We start from the raw sequence: 18,523 nt of genomic DNA, 5'->3' as shown, positions 1-18,523 counted from the left end.
CCGATTACCATGTGGGTACTATCGGGACGGTGCGGCATCTGAGGGGCAATCTGGCGACGACCGTCGTGACCGTCCTCGTGCTCGCCGTCCTCGGCGCGGTCGCCGGATACGTGTGGTCGGCGCTCGCCCCCGCCACGCGGTACGTGCTGGTCGACGGCACGCCGCACCTGGCCGACCCGGAGACGCAGTCCCTCATCGAGGCCGACGGCTGGTTCGCCGCCGTCACCGGCGCGTTCGGCCTGGTCTGCGCGGTCGCGGGGTATGTGCTGTCGCGCGACAGGCCGGTCGGGGTCCTCGTGGGGCTCGCGGCCGGCGGGCTGCTCGCCGGGTATGTCGCGATGCTGGTCGGCGGCACGGCCAAGGGCGTGGTCCAGGCGGCGGGACCGGGCGGCTACACCACCACGACCTCACTCGACCTGACCGCGCACGGAGTGCTGTTCGCCTGGCCGCTCGTCGCCACCGCGGCCTTCTGGGTCGTCGAGTTCGCCGTGACCTACAACCAGCGCGCCCGTTAGACCCTGTCGCTAGGCCCCGTCGCTAGGCCCCGTCGAGGCCCGGCACGGTCCGCCAGAGGCCGGTCGCCTGCTCGAAGGCGTGCCCGAGACGCAGGACCTCCATGTCGGCCCACGGCCTGCCCACGATCTGCAGGCCGACCGGCAGGCCCTCGGGCGTGAACCCGCACGGCACCGACATCGCGGGCGCGTGCAGCACGCTGACCCAGTAGCACGAGCGCATCCACGCCAGGTAGTCGGGCATCTCCACCCCGGCCACCTCCGTGACGTACGGCTGCTCCACCGGGAACGGCGGCACCTGGCTGACGGGCGCCACGAGGAAGTCGTACCGCCCGAAGAACTCCCGCACGCGGTGGAACAGCCCGGTGCGCAGCCGCTCGGCCCGGGCGAGGTCGGCGCCGGTGACCTTCCGCCCCTGCTCCACGTTCCAGGCCACGTTGGGGCCCACCTCGGGGAGGTCACCGAAACTGAGCGCGTAGTACCACGACCGGTAGACGCGGAACGCCTCCTCGGCGTCGGACAGGTCCAGGTCCACCTGCTCGACCTTGGCGCCCAGCGCGGCCAGCGTCTCGGCCGCCCGCGCCGTCGCCGCGGCCGTCCGCGGATCGACCGGGAGGCCGCCCAGGTCGGGGCTGAAGGCGACGCGGACGCCGGCGAGGTCCATGTCCAGCGGCGCCGCGAACGTCTCACCGTCCTCGCGGATCGAGAACGGTGAGACCGGGTCGAACCCGGCGATGGCCGACATGAACAGCGCCAGGTCGGCGGCCGTGCGGGCCATCGGGCCCGGCACGCTGAGCGTGAACCAGGCCGCCGTCGCCGACTTCGCCGGCACCCGCCCCGGGGTGGGCCGAAGGCCCGCCACATTGCAGAACGACGCGGGATTGCGCAGCGACCCGCCCATGTCGGAGCCGTCGGCGAGCGGCACCATCCGGCACGCCAGCGCCGCCGCGGCGCCGCCGCTGCTGCCGCCCGCGCTCTTCGACAGGTCGTAGGGGTTGCGCGTCGCCCCGAACACCTCGTTGACCGTGTGCGAGCCGGTGCCGAACTCCGGGGTGTTCGTCTTGCCGAGCGCGATCCCGCCCGCCTCGCGGATGCGCCGCACCAACGGGTCGTCCTCGGTGGGCACGTGGTTCGCGAAGGCCGGCGAGCCGTACGTGGTCCGCACGCCCGCGGTGTCGGCGAGGTCCTTGTGCGCGACCGGGATGCCGTGCAGCGGGCCGCGCACGTGCCCGCGCCGCAGGTCATCGTCGGCGCGCGCGGCCTGGTCGAGCGCCCGCTCGGCGGTCAGCGTCACGACGGCGTTGACCCGCGGGTTCGTCTCGTCGATGCGCCGCAGGCACGCCTCGGTCAGTTCGACCGCGCTCACCTCGCGGGCCCGAAGCAGCGCGGCCATCTCGGTCGCGGTGAGGTCGACCAGCTCGTTCATATCTCCCCCGTTCCCTACGGTCTCCGGCCAGTTTCACGGCCTGTGAGCCGTACGGGCGACGGCAACACTCGACAGGTTCAGGCCTTGGCGATGGGGGCGGTCACCGCCTGGGCGAGCCGGATGAGGTTGTCCGGCGCCGTCTCGATCTGCAGGCCACGCCGCCCGGCGGAGAAGTAGATCGTCTCGAAGTCGAGCGCCGACTCGTCCACCACGGTCGGCAGCCGCTTGCGCTGTCCCAGCGGGCTGATGCCCCCCACCACGTAGCCGGTGACCCGCTCCACCTTCGCCGCGTCGGCCATCGCCGCCCGCTTGCCCTTCAGCGCCGCGGCGAACGCCTTGAGGTCGAGCTTGCCCGCCACCGGTACGACCGCGACCGCCAGGCCCGCCTCGGTCTCCGCCACCAGCGTCTTGAAGATCCGCTCGTAGGGCAGGCCGAGCGCGTCGGCCGCCTCCTCGCCGTACGCCTGGGCGTTCGGGTCGTGGTCGTAGGGGTGAAGGGTGAACTCCGCCTTGGCCTGCGTGAGGGCGACGGTCGCCGGAGTGCCCTGGCCGCCCTTGCTCTTGGTCTTGCTCACGACGGCAAGCCTAGTGCGGACGCTCCTTCCCGATTCGCCCCCTGTGGACGACCCCGTCACCGCAGGACGGAGCGCACGGCCTCGGGGGAGCGGGCCACCACGGCGGTCCCGTCGTCGGCGGTGATGATCGGCCGCTGGATCAGGATCGGGTGAGCGGCCATGGCCTCGATCCACCGCCCGCGGGCCGCCTCGTCGCGCGGCCACGACTCGATGCCCAGCTCCGCCGCGACGGGCTCGCCGAGGCGGGCGACGTCCCAGGGCTCCAGTCCGAGGCGGCGCAGCATCTCGGCGAGCTCCTCCGCGCTCGGCGGGTCCTCCAGGTAGTGCCGAATCGTGTACCCGGCGCCCTCGGCATCCAGAAGCGACAGAGCCGACCGGCACTTCGAGCAGGCCGGATTGATCCAGATCTCCATGGGATCATTGTCCCGCGTCACGGTGGGGGCGGGCTCGCTAACGCTGCCGGAAAGGCGCGAACCGGCCGAGGTAGGTGAAGGCCCAGCGGTCTGTGCCGCCCTTGCGCGGATGTTCCAGGGGCCGTCCGAGCCGTTCCCGCAGGCGTGTCCTCCACGCCCTCCAGGGGCTGGAGGCTGCCCGAACCCCTCCCCGCGCCGGGGCATGGTCAGGTCAGACGGCTCCCGCCTGATCCGGCCCGTTGTGGTGGCTGCGAACGAGGGGGAGGAATAGCTCGTCGACGATCGATCGGATGCGGGGCGGCTTCAGGGGTTTGAGGTCCATGAGCAGGTCGTGGCGCACCAGGTCGAACGGCATGGCGAGCACCGCGGGAGGGATTCGTTCCAGGTCGATTTCGCCACGGTCATGGGCACGCTGGTAGATGGCCCGAACGCGCGGAAGCCGCTGGTCGCCGATGATCCTGTCGCGTGCCTGGGCGGGGGTGAGCCCGGTGCCGGCCAGTAGCCCCGAGAAGGCGGTGGCCGCGGCGATGGCGGAGAAGGCGGCGCGGGCCTCGCCCATGGCGGTCAGCGCGGCGAGGAGGTCGCCGCGCAGCGTGCCGGTGTCGGGGAGGTCGACCGGATGGCTGTTCCGATAGTGCTCCAGCGCGGCGAGCACGAGCTGGTCCTTGTTGGCCCAGCGGCGGTAGAGCACGGCGATGCCGGTGCCGGCACGGGACGCGACGGACTCCATGGTCAGCTTCGCGAAGCCGACCTCGACCAGCTCGTCCCAGGCTGCGTCCAGCAACGCGGCCTCGAGTTCGGGCCCGCGTCGGCGTTGGCGAGAGGGCTCGGCGCCGGCTGTGGTCACGACTCCCATCATAAGGAAGGTTTGCATTCCCTAGCAAAGCCGCCCTACTCTCCTAAGAGATGGATTCCACTCTTAATGTGAGGGCGGGGCGATGACAGAGACCACCGAGGCGAGGCTGTCGCCGCAGGTGAAGAACGCGTTGATCGCGCTGATCGTGGGCGGGATCGCGGCGATCCTCGACTCGACGATGGTCACGCTGGCGATCCACACGCTGGCGGTGAAGCTGCACTCGACCGCCGACACGATCCAGTGGGTCACCACCGGTTTCCTGCTGGCGATGGCCGTCGCGATCCCGGTCACCGGGTGGGCGGAGCGCCGCTGGGGCGGCAAGCGGGCCTGGATGGCCGCGCTGGTGCTGTTCGTGCTCGCCTCGGTGCTGTGCGCGGTGGCGTGGGACGACGCCGGCCTGATCGGGTTCCGGGCGCTGCAGGGCTTCGGTGCCGGGCTGATCTTCCCGTTGATGCAGACGCTCGCGGTGAGAGCCGCGGGCGGGCGTGTCAGCAGCCGGCTGATGGCGGCCGTCAGCCTGCCGATCGCGCTTGGTCCGATCCTCGGCCCGGTGATCGGCGGCGTGATACTCAACTGGCTGAGCTGGCGCTGGCTGTTCCTCGTCAACGTGCCGGTGATCGCCGCCGGGCTGCTGCTGGCGTGGCGGTTCCTGCCTGCCGACCGTCCCGGCTCCTCAGCCGGGTGCGGGCGCCTGGACTGGATCGGCCTGGTGCTGCTCGCGCCGGCGCTGACGGGGATCCTGCTCGGCCTCTCAAAGCTGTCGGAGCATGGCGGGATCGGCCACGCCGGGGTGCTGGTGCCGCTGTCGGCCGGGGTCGTCCTGCTGGGCGCGTTCATCGCCTGGGCGTCCCGGCCTGGCGAGCGCGAGCCGATCGTCGACGTGCGGCTGCTGCGCGTGCGCTCGCTTGGCAGTGCGTCCGCGGTCCTGTTCACCGCCGGCGCGGCGATGTACGCCGGCATGTTCCTGCTGCCGCTGTACTACCAGCAGCTGCGGGGCGACAGCGTGCTGGGCGCCGGGCTGCTGATGATCCCGCAGGGCGTGGGCGCGCTCGCCTCGCGCTTCCTGATCGGCAAGGTGGTCGACCGGTTCGGGGCGCGAGCCGTGACGATCGCCGGCTTCCTGCTCGCCGCCGTCGCCACCGTCCCGTTCGCGCTCGCCGGGCCGGACACGAGCCTGCCGTGGCTGGGAGCCGTGCTGTTGGTTCGCGGTCTGGGGATCGGGGCGGTGCTGATCCCTCCGATGTCCCTCGCCTACCGGGACATCCAACCGGCAGGCATCCCGCACGCCACCATGAACACCCGCATCGTCCAGCAGGTGGGCGCCTCGTTCGGCACCGCGATCGTGGCCGTCGTCCTGCAGGCGCTCCTCGGCCACGGCGCCACCGGCGCATTCCAGGGCGCGTTCTGGTGGGCGGCCGGCATCGCCGTCGCCGCGGTCGTCCCCGCCATCGCTCTGCCGGCGGGCAAGCCGGCGAACCGCCGACCGGCCGCAGAGCCGGTGCGCGACGACGAGGCCGCGAGCAGCCGAGTGGCGGAGGTCTGAGGACGGCAGTGATGGGCATGACGGCCGCCTACAAGGCATCGACCTACGCCACATCGACTCGCGCCGGGCCGCGTCATGATCGCGTCATGTCTTGACAACACGCCCAGCGCAGCCGAAATAATTTAGTCGCTCAACAAATAGGCCTAAGCATTCCAGAGCTTCGACCCCGGACACGGTCGGCCGGCTCGCCCGTAGGCATCTGGCCCGCGCCCCCCCGCTGACCGACCGCGGCCACTTGCCTGCACCCGACAACCCCCGGAGGACCGGTGCCTCTCGTCGCCGGGGTCGACTCGTCGACCCAGTCGTGCAAAGTCGTCATCCGCGACGCCGAGACCGGGAAGCTGGTGCGCGAAGGTCGCGCACCACACCCCGTCGGCACCGCCGTGCCGCCGGCCGCTTGGGAGGCCGCACTGTCCGACGCGGTCGCACAGGCCGGCGGACTGGACGACGTGGCGGCCGCCTCGATCGCCGGGCAGCAGCAGGGCATGGTGTGCCTGGACGCCGGCGGCGCGGTGATCCGGGACGCCGTGCTGTGGAACGACACCCGCTCGGCCGGCGCCGCCGCCGACCTGATCTCGGACCTCGGCGGCGGCGAGGCGGGACAGCGAGCATGGGCGGAGGCGGTCGGCCTGGTGCCGGTGGCCAGCTTCACCGTCACCAAGCTGCGCTGGCTGGCCTCGGTGGAGCCGGACAACGCCGCCCGCACAGCCGCGGTGTGTCTGCCGCACGACTGGCTGACCTGGCGACTGTCCGGCGCACCGGGGCTCGATGCGTTGCGCACCGACCGCAGCGAGGCCAGTGGGACTGGATACTGGTCGGCCGCGACCGGTGAGTACCGCCTGGACCTGCTCCGGTTGGCGTTCGGTCGCGACGATGTGCTGCTGCCGCAGGTGCTCGGGCCGACTTGTCAGGCCGGGCACCTGCGCACCGGCGCGCCGCTGGGCCCCGGTGCCGGCGACTGCGCCGCAGCGGCGCTGGGTGTCGGTGCCGAGCCGGGCGACGTGATCGTGTCGATCGGCACCTCCGGCGTAGTGTCCACCGTTTCCAACGTGCCGACCGCAGACCCGAGCGGGATCGTGGCCGGGTTCGCCGACACGACCGGCCGGTTCCTGCCGCTGGTGTGCACGCTCAATGCCGCCCGGGTGCTCGACGCGGCCGCGACCATGCTGCGGGTGGACCACGCAGAGCTGTCGGCGCTGGCGCTGTCCGCCCCGCCGGGCGCCGACGGGCTGACCCTGGTGCCCTACCTGGAGGGCGAGCGCACACCGAACCGCCCGCACGCCACCGGAGCCGTGCACGGCCTGGCCCTGCGGACCTCGACCCCCGCGCACCTGGCTCGCGCGGCGGTCGAGGGCATGCTGTGCGCACTCGCCGACGGGCTGGACGCAATGATCGCGCAGGGCACGACGGTCAACCGGGTCATCCTCGTCGGCGGTGGCGCCCGCTCGGAGGCGGTGCGCCGGATCGCGCCTACTGTCTTCGGCCGCCCCGTGCTCGTCCCACCACTGGGGGAGTACGTCGCCGACGGCGCCGCCCGCCAGGCGGCCTGGGTGTTGTCGGGCGGGCAGCGGCCGCCGTCGTGGACGGTCGGGCAGGTTGAGATGCACGAGGCGGACGCCGTGCCGGCGATCCGCGAACGGTACGCCGTGGCCCGCGCGAACGTCCTCGACCGCGCCGGCTGACGGCGGCGGCACCGGTGCCGGAATCACCGGCAGCGGGGCCCGCGGTCACGCCAGCGAGATGGTGATCGCGCCGCCGCGTGGGTCGGCTCCGGACAGCATCGACGAGGGCACACGGAAGACCCGGCCGGGGGAGACCGGCCACGGCAACGTGCGGCGGGCGATCTCGCGGCCGTCCTGAGTCACGACGACCCGGGCGATCGAGCGGTGCTCGGCCGGCCACAGCACGATCCGGTGACGCGGCGGCGCGCCCGCGCCCGGCCGGATCAGGCCGGGGAAGACCCATCGGAACGGCGCCTCGGCCCGCAGCGGGATCGCACCCGCGAACGTGCCGCCCGTCTCGTCGCCTGCGGCGTCTCCAGGCTCGTCATCGCCGTGAGCACCGCCCGTGCTCGTTCCGGGACCCGTTCCGCTGCCGGAGGGACGTGCCGCGTCAGGGAGATCTCTCGCGGCGGACTGGTTCATGGTGCGGGAGGCGGCGGGGGAGGGCGCGGCGAGGTAGGCCTGGACGTGCCGCACAACGTGACGGCCGTCGAGGGCCGCCACGTCGGCGGTGTCCACCGGGTGGACCAGGTTGCCGACGGCGAAGACCCCGAGGCGGCTGGTGGTCAGGGTGTTGTCCACCAACGGGCTTCTGCTGCCCGGGTCCATCGCCAGCCCGGCCGCCCGGGCCAGCTCGTTGTCCGGAACCCAGCCGCCCGTGAACACCACCGTGTCGCAGGGCACCGTACGGCGCTCGCCCGTGCGCAGATCCTCGACCTCCACGGACTCGACGGCGTCGCGGCCGTTGATCCGCACGACCCTGGTGGCGGTGGCGACCGGTACGCGCAGCACGGCCCGGCCCGGCACGCTGAACGCCGCGTACGACTCGGCGCGGGCGTGCTCGCTGGTCATCAGCACCGTACGGCAGCCCGCCTCGCGCAGCGTGAGCACGGCCGACCAGCTCACCGGCTCGGCTCCGACGACGACGGCCCGCGTGCCGACCCTGCCGCGATGCAGATGGACCACGTTCTGCAGCTGCCCGGTCGTCAGCACACCGGGCGGGCGGTCACCCGGCACCATGCGGGCCGTACGGGGACGCTCCCTGGCGCCGGTCGCCAGGACGATGGCGCGGGCGTCCACCCGCAGGCGGCCCTCCGGGGTGGTGACGTCCAGGACGCGCTGCCCGGCCCACCCGGTGACCATGGCCGAGGTCCGCACCACTGCTCCCGCCTCCAGCGCGCGGTTGGCCAGCAGGCGGGCGTACGCCGGGCCGGTCATCAGCGTGCGCAGGTCCCGCAGGCCGTACCCCGTGTGGTCGCTGTGCCGGGGGATGCCGCCGGCCTCGCGTTCCCGGTCGAGCACCAGGACCCGCAGGCCGGCGGCCGCGAGACCGGCGGCGGCGGTCAGCCCGGAAGGGCCGCCGCCCACGACGGCGACGTCGGTGGTGAGGCGCATCACGATCCCTCCACGCGGGCGAGGCGCTCGGCGATCTCGGCTCCGCAGTAGAAGCCCTGGCAGCGGCCCATCGTGGCCCGGGTGCGGCGGCGCAGGCCGTCGAGGTCGGCCGGGGGGAGCGGGGAGTCCAGGGCGTCCCTGATCTCACCGGCGGTGACTCGCTCACAGAAGCAGACGACGGTCCCGTACGCCGGGTCCCGGCGGATGAGGTCGTCGCGCATGTACGGCCGGGGGAACGCCTCTCCGATATTGGGCATCCGGGGCGGATCGGGCAGATCGTCGCGTACGGAGGTGACGAGGCCCGCCTCGGCCAGCAGCCCGGTGGCGTGCTCGGCGAGCGCCATGGACGAGGTCAGCCCGGTCGACCGGATGCCGCCGAGCACGAGGTACCGCTGCGTGGCGTCCAGGTGGACCTGGTAGTCGCCGTGCTCGGTGGCCGCCCGCAGCCCGGCGTAGGAGGCCGTGACCTCCTCCTTCAGCAGCGCCGGCATGAGCGCGAGGCCCCTGTCGACGAGGAACGCGAACCCCTCCTCAGAGGTGGAGGTGTCGGCGTGGTCGCGCAGGTCCTCCGCCGTCGGGCCGAGCATCACGTTGCCGTAGATGGTCGGGCTGATCAGCACGCCCTTGCCACGTGAGCCGGGCACGGGAAGCACGATGCGGTTCGCCAGCGGCCTGGCCATCTTGTCGAAGACCAGCAGCTCGCCCCGGCGCGGGGTGACCGTGAACCGCTCGTGGCCGAACATGCGGTCGACAGCGCCGGACCCCAGCCCCGCGGCGTTGACGACCCAGCGGGCCCGCAGCGGGCCCCGGTTCGTCATGAGCACGGTCTCCTCGCCGCCGTCGTGCTCGACGCCCTCGACCCGCGTGTTCAGCAGCACGTCGGCGCCCCGGGCCAGCGCCTCCGTGGCGTACGCGAGCGTGGTGGTCCACGGGCACACGATCGACTCGCCGGGCACGGTCAGCCCGCCGAGCGCGCCCGGGCCGAGGGCCGGGACCAGCCGGTGGACCTCGGCCGCGCCCACGACCTCGCACTCCCGGTAGCCGTTCTTCACCGCCTTGTCCGCCAGCCCGGCCAGCGCGGCGAGCTCCTCGGCGGTCCACGCGACCAGCACCGCGCCCGTCGGCTCGACCGGGATGCCGGCGCGCTCGGCGTACCCGCCGAGCAGCTCGTATCCCCGCCGCACCAGCCGCGACTCGAGCGTGCCCGGCGTCGCGTCGAAGCCGGTGTGCAGGATCGCCGTGTTGGCCTTGCTGGTGCCGTCGCCGACGTCCGAGCGCGCCTCGACCAGCGCCACCGTCAAGGACCGGCCGTCGCGTTCACACCCTGTTACTTGCCGTCCTGCCAGCTCGCGGGCCACGGCGGCGCCCACGACGCCGCCGCCGACGACCGCCACGTCGACCGTCCTCTCCGGCAGCGGCCCGGACCTGCTGACTCCTCGGCTCACGCGCCCCTCCCCGTCTCGATCGCGGCGCGGACGCCCCGCCGCCAGCGCGCCATGAACTCCTCCGCCCGGTCCGCCGGCCAGCGCGGCTCGTACGTCGTCGCCGGGGCCCACACGGGCACGGCGTCCGCCACGGTGAGCGAGGGGGTCACGGCGAGGCGGGCCAGCGCGGCGGCGCCGAGGGCGGTCGCGTGCGGCGACGGGTAGACGTCGACCGGCGCCTGCAGCAGGTCCGCCTGGGCCTGCATGAGCGCGGCCGACCCGGTGAGCCCGCCGTCCACCCGCAGGCGGGTCAGCGGGCGGCCGAGATCGGCCGCGACGACCGCGGCCAGGTCGGCCACCTGAGCCGCGATGCCCTCCAGCACGGCGCGGATCAGGTGCCCGGGCCGGGTGGACAGCGTCATGCCGAGGAACGCGCCGGTCGCGTCCGGCCGCCACCAGGGGGCGGCCAGCCCGGCCAGCCCGGGGACGAACAGGGCGCCCTCGGCGTCCGGCGCGGCCAGCGTGTCCAGGTCGGAGGCGGCGCCGACGAGGCCGAGGCCGTTCAGCCACCGCACCGCCGAGGCCGCCGTGTAGACCTGCCCGTCCACGCAGTACGGTGTGGCCCCCCTGGCCCGCCAGGCCACCGACGTGGTCAGGCCGGAGGCCGAGCGCACGGCCCGCTCGCCGGTGTTGGCGAGCAGGAACGCCCCGGTGCCGTACGTGCACTTGGCCTCGCCCGCGGTCAGGCAGCCTTCGGCCAGCAGCGCGGCCTGCTGGTCGACGACCAGGCCGCCGACCGGGATCTCCCCGCCGAAGGCCCGGGTCGTCCCGGCCACCTCGTCACAGGCGACGATCGCGGGCAGCCGCTCGCCGTCCAGGCCGAACAGGCCGAGCAGCTCCCCGCTCCACTCGACCGCGTCGAGGTCGAGCAGCGCCGACCTGCTCGCGGTCGCCGCGTCGGTGACGAACTCCCCGGTCAGACGGTGGACGAGCCAGGTGTCGCTGGTCGTCACCACCCCCTCGCGGGTGAGGTTGCGGCGGATCCAGGCCATCTTCGGCGCCGAGAAGTACGGGTCGAGGACGAGGCCGGTCAGCTCGGCGACCCTCTCGGCGTACCCGGCGAGACCGGTGCAGACGTCCTCGGCCCGCCGGTCCTGCCACACCAGGGCCGTGGTCAGCGGCTCGCCGGTCGCCGGGTCCCAGGCCAGCACGGTCTCGCCCTGGTTGGCCAGCGTGACCGCGCCGACCGGCACGCCCGCCGCCTCGACGGCCTCCCGCCCGGCGGCCAGCACCGAGGCGAGCAGCTCGCGGGGGTCCTGCTCCACCCGCCCGCCCGGCAGGTACGCGGGGTGGACGGGTGCCTCGGCCAGCGCGAGGGCCGCGCCGTCGCCGTCCACCACGACCGCCTTGGTGCCCGAGGTGCCCTGGTCGATCGCCAGCACGGACGGCGTGGAGGGGTGGGACATGGATGGTCTCCTCGCTGGAGCTGGGGGAGTCGCGACGGCCACCCTATGGGTTGATCACCTGGGCACCCGCCCTGACCAGGGCGGACGCGAGCTCGGGAGAGGGCTCCGCGTCGGTGATGAGACCGGACGGGCCGTCCAGGGCGCACACCCGGTAGGCGGCGACCCTGCCGTGCTTCGAGCTGTCGGCGAGCACGTACGTCCGGGCGGTGCCGGCGAGGATCACCCGCTTGGTCGCGACCTCGTCCAGGAAGTAGTCGGTGAGCCCGGCCTCGGCGTCCACGCCGCCCGAGCCGAGGAACGCCACGTCGGCGCGCAGGTCCTGGAAGAACCCGAGCGTGTGGGCGTTGGAGACGGCGAGGTCGCCCTGCCGGACGCGCCCGCCCGCCACCAGCACCTCCACGCCGGGACGGCCCGCCAGCTCTGCCGCCACCAGCAGCGAGCAGGTGGCGACCACTCCCCGGAAGAACGGGGGGAGGGCCCTGGCGACGTGGACGGCCGTGGTGCCCACGTCGATGATCACGGTCTGGCCCGGCCGCAGGAGCCGCGCCGCGAGCTCGCCGATCACGGCTTTCGCCTCGGACTGGCTCGTCGAGCGCTCCAGGTAGGACAGCTCCTCGCCGGTGCCGGACGGCGCCGCGGTCGCCCCGCCGTGGACGCGGACGAGCAGCGCGCGGCGCTCCAGGATCGCCAGGTCGCGCCGGACGGTCTCGTGGGAGACGCCGAGCAGCGCGGCCAGATCCTCGGTGCGCACGGTGCCCTTCCGCCCGAGGGCTTCGATGATCCGCTGGTGACGCTGTGCCGGCAGCACGAGACCCGCCTTCGACCGACCGAATGTGACTGTTCTCGCCCGAGAGTGTGGATCGGTGCCCGGAAACCCGTCAAGGTCCGCGCCCTGAATCGGGCGTGGACGACGACGTCGCAGCTCCGGGAGGGTGCGCCCGCCGGTGAAACACCCGTCCCGCATGCTGGACACACGCGGATCCGTCCCTGGTCATCCGTAGACTGGGACGGTGATTTCCCGTATCGACCTGCGCGGGTCCCTTCCTGCCGACCTGCGCGACGTGCTGCCCCGCGCCGAACTCGACGTCGAGGCCGCCCTGGAGAAGGTGCGGCCCATATGTGAGGACGTACGCCATCGTGGCGCGGCAGCCGTACGGGAGCTGACCGCGAGGTTCGACGGCGTCGAGATCGAGTCGGCCCGGGTGCCCGCCGAGGCCCTCGCGCGCGCCCTCGAGGGGCTGGACCCGGTCGTGCGCGCGGCGCTGGAGGAGTCGATCCGCCGCACCCGCCTGGTCCACCACGATCAGCGGCGCACCGACACCACCACGCAGGTCGTGCCGGGCGGCACGGTCACCGAGCGCTGGGTGCCGGTCGACCGCGTGGGGCTGTACGTCCCCGGAGGCCGGGCCGTCTACCCCTCCAGCGTGGTCATGAACGTGGTCCCCGCGCAGGAGGCGGGCGTGCCCTCGCTGGCCGTCACCTCACCCGCGCAGAAGGAGTTCGGCGGCCTGCCGCACCCCACGATCCTCGCCGCCTGCGCGCTGCTCGGCGTCGACGAGGTGTACGCCGTGGGAGGGGCCCAGGCCGTGGCGATGTTCGCCTACGGCACCGAGGAGTGCCGCCCGGCCACCATGGTGACCGGTCCGGGCAACATCTGGGTGGCCGCGGCCAAGCGCCTGCTCAAGGGCCGCATCGGGATCGACTCGGAGGCGGGTCCGACCGAGATCGCGATCCTCGCGGACGAGACCGCCGACCCCGCGCACGTGGCCGCCGACCTGATCAGCCAGGCCGAGCACGACGTGATCGCGGCGGCCGTCCTGGTCACCACCAGCCCCGAGCTGGCCGACGCGGTGGAGAAGGAACTGCCCGGCCAGGTGGCCGCGACGCGGCACTCCGCGCGCATCACCGAGGCGCTCGCCGGCCGCCAGTCCGGCATCGTGCTCGTCTCGGACCTTGAGGACGGCCTGAAGGTCGTCGACGCCTACGCCGCCGAGCACCTGGAGATCCAGACGGCCGACGCGCACGCGGTCGCCGCCCGCGTGCGCAACGCCGGCGCGATCTTCATCGGCCCGTACGCGCCGGTGTCGCTCGGCGACTACATGGCGGGCTCCAACCACGTGCTGCCGACCGGCGGCTGCGCCTGCCACTCCTCGGGGCTGTCGGTGCAGACGTTCCTGCGCGGCATCCACGTGGTGGACTACAGCCGCGAGGCGCTGGCCGGGGCCGCGGCGCACGTGTGCGCGCTCGCCGACGCGGAGGACCTGCCCGCCCACGGCGCCGCGATCCGCGCCCGCTTCGACTGGGAAGTGCCCGCATGACGACTCTCGACGACCTGCCGATCCGCGACGACCTGCGGGGCAAGCAGCCGTACGGCGCGCCGCAGCTCGACGTGCCGGTCCAGCTCAACACCAACGAGAACCCCTACCCCCCGTCGGCGGCGTTGATCGACGACCTCGCCCGTGCCGTGCGGCAGGGCGCGGCGACGCTCAACCGCTACCCCGACAGGGACGCCGTCGAGCTGCGCAAGGATCTCGCCGACTACCTCGGCCACGGGCTGACGGCCCGCCAGATGTGGGCGGCCAACGGCTCCAACGAGGTCATCCAGCAGATCCTCCAGGCGTTCGGCGGCCCCGGACGCTCGGCGATCGGGTTCGAGCCGTCGTACTCGATGCACCCGATCATCGCGGGCGGCACGAACACCCGGTGGATCGAGGGCCTGCGCGAGGAGGACTTCGCGATCGACCCGGACGCCGCCGTGCGGATGATCGAGGAGCACCGGCCCGACGTGGTGTTCCTGACCTCGCCGAACAACCCGACCGGCACGGCCCTGCCGCTGGAGGTGATCGAGCGGATCCTCGCCGCCGCGCCCGGCATGGTCGTGGTCGACGAGGCGTACGCCGAGTTCGCCCGCACCGGCACGCCGTCGGCGCTGACCCTGCTGCCGGGCAACCCCCGGCTGATCGTGACGCGGACCATGTCCAAGGCGTTCGCGATGGCCGGCACCCGGCTCGGCTACCTCGCCGCCGACCCGGCGGTGGTCGACGCCCTGCTGCTGGTCCGCCTGCCCTACCACCTGTCCACGCTGACCCAGGCGGCGGCGCGGGTGGCGCTGGCGCACCGCGAGGAGCTGCTCGGCACGGTGGACGCGCTGCGCGCCGAGCGGGACGCCACCGTGGACTGGCTGCGGGAGCGCGGCCTCACGGTCGCCGACTCCGACGCCAACTTCGTGCTGTTCGGTACGTTTGCGGATCGGCGGTCCGTGTGGGAGGGACTGCTCGATCGCGGGGTGCTGATCCGGGAGACCGGCCCCGCGGGCTGGCTGCGCGTGTCGATCGGCACGCCGGAAGAGATGGCGGCGTTCCGCGCCGCGCTGGAGGGGGTCCTCGCATGACCGAGATCGACGAGCGCCGCGGCCGTATCGAGCGCACGACGAAGGAGACGTCGGTGCTGGTCGAGGTGGGCCTCGACGGCACCGGGATCGTCGACGTGTCGACCGGCGTCGGCTTCTACGACCACATGCTCGCCCAGCTCGGCAAGCACGGACTGTTCGACCTGACCGTGAAGACCGAGGGCGACCTGCACATCGACGCCCACCACACGATCGAGGACACCTCGATCGCGCTCGGCGCGGCGTTCCGCGAGGCCCTGGGCGACAAGTCGGGCATCCGGCGGTTCGGCAGCGCCTCCTGCCCGCTGGACGAGGCGCTCGCGCAGGTCACGGTGGACCTGTCCGGCCGGCCGTACCTCGTCCACACCGAGCCCGAGGGCATGGCCCCGATGATCGGGCCCGACTACGACACCACCATGACCCGGCACATCCTGGAGTCGTTCGTCGCGCAGGCGGCGGTCTGCCTCCACGTGCACGTGCCGTACGGGCGCAACGCGCACCACATCGTGGAGGCGCAGTTCAAGGCGCTCGCGCGGGCGCTGCGCGAGGCGTCGGAGCGGGACCCGCGGGCGACCGGGGTGCCCAGCACCAAGGGCGTCCTCTGATGACCTTCGCGTCCGGAGGAATGATCTTCATCGGCCTCTTCCTGATCGGCGGGGTCATCTCGGGCATACGGCAGGGCTCGAAGCTGCTGGCGGCGCTCACCGGCGTCGGCGCGGCCCTGGCGCTCACCGCGGGGGTGATGTGGTGGCAGTGAGCAAGCGCGTGGTCGTGCTCGACTACGGCTCGGGCAACCTCCGCTCGGCCGAGCGGGCGCTGGCCCGGGTGGGGGCGGACGTCACCGTCACCGCCGACTTCGACGCGGCCCTCGACGCGGACGGGCTCGTCGTCCCCGGCGTCGGGGCGTTCGCGGCGTGCATGGAGGGCCTGAAGGCCGTGCGCGGCGACCAGATCGTCGGCCGCCGCCTGTCCGGCGGGCGCCCGGTGCTCGGGATCTGCGTCGGCATGCAGATCCTGTTCGAGAAGGGCGTCGAGCACGGCGTCCACACGGAGGGCTGCGGCGAGTGGCCGGGCACGGTCGAGCGGCTCGACGCGCCCGTGCTGCCCCACATGGGGTGGAACACCGTCACCGTCCCCGAGGGCAGCGTGCTGTTCCGCGGCCTGGACGAGGGCGTGCGCTTCTACTTCGTCCACTCCTACGGCGTGCGCGACTGGGTGCTGAAGGCCGGCGACGGCTTCCCCGAGCCGCTGGTCACCTGGGCCGAGCACGGAGTGCCGTTCGTGGCCGCCGCCGAGAACGGTCCCCTCATGGCCACCCAGTTCCACCCGGAGAAGTCCGGGGACGCGGGGGCCGTGCTGCTGAACAACTGGCTGAGCACGTTGTGAGCGTGTCCGGCACGCGAAATCTCGAGGCAGCGGTGCGACACTGGGGAACGGCGGGGCTGCGGCGCGTACGGCCGGCCAGGCCGTGACCGGACCCGAGCGGGAGGCCCGATGAGCAAGGAACGGGCCCGCCGGAGGGCGGAGCGCGAAGCCGAGCGCGAACGCCTCGCGGCGGCCCGCGCCGCTCGCGAGGCGAAAGCCGCCAGGCGGCGCGAGGTGCGCGACCGGCTCGTCGGACCCGTCGCCGGAGCCGTGTCCGCGGTGCTGCCCCGGCCGGCCAGACCGGTGCGGGTGGCCCGGCAGCGGGGCTACCTCGCCCGTCGCCGCCGCACGGAGAACGGCGTCGTCGTCGTGCTGTGGTTCCTCGTCCAGGTGCTCGCCTGGATCCTGCTCGACTCGTGGATGGCCCGGCTGGGCGTCTTCCTCGGCTCGATCCTGCTGCTCCCGGTGCTCGTCACCATCGTTTTCGACCGGAGGTCCTGACCAAATGTCGCTCGTATTGCTCCCAGCCGTCGACGTCGCCGACGGCCAAGCCGTCCGCCTCGTGCAGGGCGAGGCGGGGACGGAGACCTCGTACGGGGATCCGCTCGCCGCCGCCCTCGCCTGGCAGAAGGCCGGCGCGGAGTGGATCCACCTGGTCGACCTCGACGCGGCGTTCGGCCGGGGGAGCAACCGCGAGCTGCTCGCCTCCGTCGTCGGCGCGCTCGACGTGAACGTGGAGCTGTCCGGCGGGATCCGCGACGACGCCTCGCTCGAGGCCGCGCTGAGCACCGGCTGCCGCCGCGTGAACATCGGCACCGCCGCGCTGGAGAACCCCGAGTGGTGCGCCAAGGCGATCGCCGAGCACGGCGACCGCATCGCCGTGGGGCTGGACGTGCGCGGCACCACGCTGGCCGCCCGCGGCTGGACCCAGGAGGGCGGCGACCTGTGGGAGGTGCTCGACCGGCTGGAGTCCGAGGGCTGCCCCCGCTACGTCGTCACCGACGTCACCAAGGACGGCACCCTGCGCGGCCCCAACCTCGACCTGCTGCGCCAGGTGTGCGCGCGTACCGACCGCCCGGTCATCGCCAGCGGCGGGGTGTCCTCGCTCGACGACCTGCGGGCGATCGCGACGCTCGTGCCGGACGGCGTCGAGGGCGCCATCGTGGGCAAGGCGCTGTACGCCCAGGCGTTCACGCTGGAAGAGGCGCTCGCGGCGGTGAAGAGCGCATGAGCACACAGATGCCCGAAGGGCGGATCTCATCCGGCGGTCCCTGGGAGGACCGTTACGGCTACGCCCGGGCGGTCGTGGCCGGGCCGCACGTGCTCGTGTCCGGCTGCACCGCCACCGTGGGCGGCGAGGTCCAGCACGTGGGCGACGCCTACCAGCAGACGCTCACCGCCTTCTCCATCGCGCTGGACGCCGTCGAGAAGGCCGGCACCACCCGGGCCGACGTGGTGCGCACCCGCATGTACGTGGTGAACGCCGACGACTTCGACGCGGCGGGCAAGGCCCACGGCGAGATCTTCGGCGACGTACGGCCCGCCTGCACGAGCGTGCAGGTCGCCGGGCTGGTCGACGCGCGCATGCTGGTCGAGGTCGAGGTCGAGGCCTACCGGCCGGTGGAGCGCGGCAACGATGAGGGCTGAGCGATGACGGTGGCGGTGCGGGTGATCCCCTGCCTGGACGTGGACGCGGGCCGGGTCGTCAAGGGGGTCAACTTCGAGAACCTGAGGGACGCCGGCGACCCCGTCGAGCTGGCCGCGCGCTACGACGCCGAGGGGGCCGACGAGCTGACCTTCCTCGACATCACCGCGTCCTCGGGCGAGCGCGAGACCATGCTCGACGTGGTGCGCCGCACGGCCGAGCAGGTGTTCATCCCGCTGACCGTCGGCGGGGGAGTGCGTTCGGTCGACGACGTGGACCGGCTGCTGCGCGCGGGGGCCGACAAGGTGGGCGTCAACACCGCCGCCATCGCCAGGCCGGAACTGCTGACCGAGGCCTCGCGCAGGTTCGGGTCGCAGTGCGTCGTGCTGTCGGTGGACGCGCGCCGGGTGGTCGACGGGCCGCCCACGCCCTCCGGCTTCGAGGTGACCACCCACGGCGGACGCCGCAGGACCGGCATCGACGCGGTGGAGTGGGCCAGGCGGGGGGAGGAGCTCGGCGTCGGCGAGATCCTGCTCAACTCGATGGACGGCGACGGCACCAAGTCGGGGTTCGACCTGGAGATGCTGCGGGCCGTACGGGCGGCGGTGAGCGTCCCGCTGATCGCCTCCGGCGGCGCCGGGCGGCTGGAGGACTTCCCGCCCGCGGTGGACGCCGGAGCGGACGCCGTGCTGGCCGCCTCGGTCTTCCACTTCGGCCAGCTCAAGATCCACGAGGTCAAGGACACGCTGCGCGCGGCCGGTCACCCGGTCCGCTGAACGTCACCGGGGGCCGGG

At 73.5% G+C, this 18,523-nt stretch carries 20 protein-coding genes; 12 read left to right on the top strand and 8 right to left on the bottom strand.

Annotated features, from left to right (window positions below; translation table 11 throughout):
• Nucleotides 1-29 precede the first annotated feature (29 nt).
• Entirely contained in the window at nucleotides 30-515 is a 486-nt protein-coding gene (locus HHX30_RS01060; RefSeq protein ID WP_169978418.1) for a hypothetical protein, read from the top strand.
• A 22-nt stretch (nucleotides 516-537) separates the two neighbouring features.
• Here the strand turns inward: HHX30_RS01060 and HHX30_RS01055 are convergent, their stop codons facing one another.
• From HHX30_RS01055 to HHX30_RS01040, 4 genes are all read right to left on the bottom strand, one after another.
• On the bottom strand, nucleotides 538-1,938 hold the full coding sequence (locus HHX30_RS01055) for an amidase (protein WP_169978416.1): 1,401 nt from the start codon (nucleotides 1,936-1,938) through the stop codon (nucleotides 538-540).
• A gap of 77 nt (nucleotides 1,939-2,015) precedes the next feature.
• Nucleotides 2,016-2,513, bottom strand: coding sequence for a Cys-tRNA(Pro) deacylase (gene ybaK / locus HHX30_RS01050; protein WP_169978414.1), 498 nt, complete (start codon nucleotides 2,511-2,513; stop codon nucleotides 2,016-2,018).
• Between the two features lie 56 nt (nucleotides 2,514-2,569).
• Nucleotides 2,570-2,926 carry an arsenate reductase family protein gene (locus HHX30_RS01045; protein ID WP_169978412.1) on the bottom strand — a complete coding sequence of 119 codons (357 nt, stop codon included), beginning with the start codon at nucleotides 2,924-2,926 and terminating at the stop codon, nucleotides 2,570-2,572.
• 211 nt (nucleotides 2,927-3,137) lie between these two features.
• Nucleotides 3,138-3,773, bottom strand: coding sequence for a TetR/AcrR family transcriptional regulator (locus tag HHX30_RS01040; RefSeq protein WP_310741746.1), 636 nt, complete (start codon nucleotides 3,771-3,773; stop codon nucleotides 3,138-3,140).
• A 91-nt stretch (nucleotides 3,774-3,864) separates the two neighbouring features.
• On the opposite strand from HHX30_RS01040, the gene HHX30_RS01035 reads away from it, so the two are divergent.
• Together HHX30_RS01035 and HHX30_RS01030 are read left to right on the top strand one after the other, a co-directional pair.
• A complete protein-coding gene (locus HHX30_RS01035) occupies nucleotides 3,865-5,325 on the top strand; it encodes an MDR family MFS transporter (RefSeq protein ID WP_169978410.1) in 1,461 nt (486 codons plus the stop codon).
• Nucleotides 5,326-5,591: 266 nt separating this feature from the next.
• The gene (locus tag HHX30_RS01030) at nucleotides 5,592-7,007 is read left to right on the top strand and encodes an FGGY family carbohydrate kinase (RefSeq protein WP_169978408.1); all 1,416 of its coding nucleotides are present in this window, start codon (nucleotides 5,592-5,594) and stop codon (nucleotides 7,005-7,007) included.
• A 45-nt stretch (nucleotides 7,008-7,052) separates the two neighbouring features.
• On the opposite strand, the gene HHX30_RS01025 is transcribed toward HHX30_RS01030, so the two are convergent.
• From HHX30_RS01025 to HHX30_RS01010, 4 genes are read right to left on the bottom strand one after another with little or no spacing between them, the layout of a single operon-like run.
• Entirely contained in the window at nucleotides 7,053-8,441 is a 1,389-nt protein-coding gene (locus HHX30_RS01025) for an NAD(P)/FAD-dependent oxidoreductase (protein ID WP_249349577.1), read from the bottom strand.
• Entirely contained in the window at nucleotides 8,441-9,886 is a 1,446-nt protein-coding gene (locus HHX30_RS01020; protein ID WP_311921943.1) for an NAD(P)/FAD-dependent oxidoreductase, read from the bottom strand. Before HHX30_RS01020 ends, HHX30_RS01025 begins: the two co-directional genes overlap by 1 nt.
• Entirely contained in the window at nucleotides 9,883-11,331 is a 1,449-nt protein-coding gene (locus HHX30_RS01015) for an FGGY family carbohydrate kinase (protein ID WP_169978406.1), read from the bottom strand. The genes HHX30_RS01020 and HHX30_RS01015 overlap by 4 nt, the downstream gene beginning before the upstream one ends.
• Before the next feature lie 43 nt (nucleotides 11,332-11,374).
• Nucleotides 11,375-12,139, bottom strand: coding sequence for a DeoR/GlpR family DNA-binding transcription regulator (locus tag HHX30_RS01010; RefSeq protein WP_169978404.1), 765 nt, complete (start codon nucleotides 12,137-12,139; stop codon nucleotides 11,375-11,377).
• A gap of 202 nt (nucleotides 12,140-12,341) precedes the next feature.
• Between HHX30_RS01010 and hisD the strand changes: the two genes are divergently transcribed.
• The 9 genes from hisD (at nucleotide 12,342) to hisF (ending at nucleotide 18,505) form a co-directional block, all read left to right on the top strand.
• Entirely contained in the window at nucleotides 12,342-13,649 is a 1,308-nt protein-coding gene (hisD, locus tag HHX30_RS01005; protein ID WP_169978402.1) for a histidinol dehydrogenase, read from the top strand.
• Entirely contained in the window at nucleotides 13,646-14,722 is a 1,077-nt protein-coding gene (locus tag HHX30_RS01000) for a histidinol-phosphate transaminase (protein WP_169978400.1), read from the top strand. Before hisD ends, HHX30_RS01000 begins: the two co-directional genes overlap by 4 nt.
• Nucleotides 14,719-15,324, top strand: coding sequence for an imidazoleglycerol-phosphate dehydratase HisB (gene hisB, locus HHX30_RS00995; RefSeq protein WP_169978398.1), 606 nt, complete (start codon nucleotides 14,719-14,721; stop codon nucleotides 15,322-15,324). The genes HHX30_RS01000 and hisB overlap by 4 nt, the downstream gene beginning before the upstream one ends.
• Nucleotides 15,324-15,476, top strand: coding sequence for a hypothetical protein (locus HHX30_RS00990; RefSeq protein ID WP_169978396.1), 153 nt, complete (start codon nucleotides 15,324-15,326; stop codon nucleotides 15,474-15,476). Before hisB ends, HHX30_RS00990 begins: the two co-directional genes overlap by 1 nt.
• Entirely contained in the window at nucleotides 15,473-16,105 is a 633-nt protein-coding gene (gene hisH / locus HHX30_RS00985) for an imidazole glycerol phosphate synthase subunit HisH (protein WP_169979698.1), read from the top strand. Before HHX30_RS00990 ends, hisH begins: the two co-directional genes overlap by 4 nt.
• Nucleotides 16,106-16,213: 108 nt before the next feature.
• Complete coding sequence (locus tag HHX30_RS00980; RefSeq protein ID WP_169978394.1) at nucleotides 16,214-16,585, top strand: hypothetical protein; 372 nt, start codon at nucleotides 16,214-16,216, stop codon at nucleotides 16,583-16,585.
• 4 nt (nucleotides 16,586-16,589) lie between these two features.
• A complete protein-coding gene (gene priA / locus HHX30_RS00975) occupies nucleotides 16,590-17,315 on the top strand; it encodes a bifunctional 1-(5-phosphoribosyl)-5-((5-phosphoribosylamino)methylideneamino)imidazole-4-carboxamide isomerase/phosphoribosylanthranilate isomerase PriA (protein WP_169978392.1) in 726 nt (241 codons plus the stop codon).
• Nucleotides 17,312-17,731, top strand: a complete 420-nt coding sequence (locus HHX30_RS00970) for a RidA family protein (RefSeq protein ID WP_211591421.1) — start codon at nucleotides 17,312-17,314, stop codon at nucleotides 17,729-17,731. Before priA ends, HHX30_RS00970 begins: the two co-directional genes overlap by 4 nt.
• A 3-nt stretch (nucleotides 17,732-17,734) precedes the next feature.
• Complete coding sequence (hisF, locus tag HHX30_RS00965; protein ID WP_169978390.1) at nucleotides 17,735-18,505, top strand: imidazole glycerol phosphate synthase subunit HisF; 771 nt, start codon at nucleotides 17,735-17,737, stop codon at nucleotides 18,503-18,505.
• Nucleotides 18,506-18,523 lie beyond the last annotated feature (18 nt).

This window comes from Microbispora sp. H10836 (assembly GCF_012999525.1).
Taxonomy (GTDB): Bacteria; Actinomycetota; Actinomycetes; order Streptosporangiales; family Streptosporangiaceae; genus Microbispora.
This window is presented reverse-complemented; position numbering and strand designations above follow the sequence as displayed.

Bases quoted from the DNA above. Each gene is read 5' to 3' on its own strand.
- HHX30_RS00970 (WP_211591421.1), top strand. From the start codon at position 17,312: ATGAGCACACAGATGCCCGAAGGGCGGATCTCATCCGGCGGTCCCTGG.
- HHX30_RS01035 (WP_169978410.1), top strand. From the start codon at position 3,865: ATGACAGAGACCACCGAGGCGAGGCTGTCGCCGCAGGTGAAGAACGCG.
- HHX30_RS00980 (WP_169978394.1), top strand. From the start codon at position 16,214: ATGAGCAAGGAACGGGCCCGCCGGAGGGCGGAGCGCGAAGCCGAGCGC.
- HHX30_RS01000 (WP_169978400.1), top strand. From the start codon at position 13,646: ATGACGACTCTCGACGACCTGCCGATCCGCGACGACCTGCGGGGCAAG.
- hisF (WP_169978390.1), top strand. From the start codon at position 17,735: ATGACGGTGGCGGTGCGGGTGATCCCCTGCCTGGACGTGGACGCGGGC.
- HHX30_RS01015 (WP_169978406.1), bottom strand. From the start codon at position 11,331: ATGTCCCACCCCTCCACGCCGTCCGTGCTGGCGATCGACCAGGGCACC.
- HHX30_RS00990 (WP_169978396.1), top strand. From the start codon at position 15,324: ATGACCTTCGCGTCCGGAGGAATGATCTTCATCGGCCTCTTCCTGATC.
- priA (WP_169978392.1), top strand. From the start codon at position 16,590: ATGTCGCTCGTATTGCTCCCAGCCGTCGACGTCGCCGACGGCCAAGCC.
- HHX30_RS01045 (WP_169978412.1), bottom strand. From the start codon at position 2,926: ATGGAGATCTGGATCAATCCGGCCTGCTCGAAGTGCCGGTCGGCTCTG.
- HHX30_RS01055 (WP_169978416.1), bottom strand. From the start codon at position 1,938: ATGAACGAGCTGGTCGACCTCACCGCGACCGAGATGGCCGCGCTGCTT.
- HHX30_RS01025 (WP_249349577.1), bottom strand. From the start codon at position 8,441: ATGCGCCTCACCACCGACGTCGCCGTCGTGGGCGGCGGCCCTTCCGGG.
- hisB (WP_169978398.1), top strand. From the start codon at position 14,719: ATGACCGAGATCGACGAGCGCCGCGGCCGTATCGAGCGCACGACGAAG.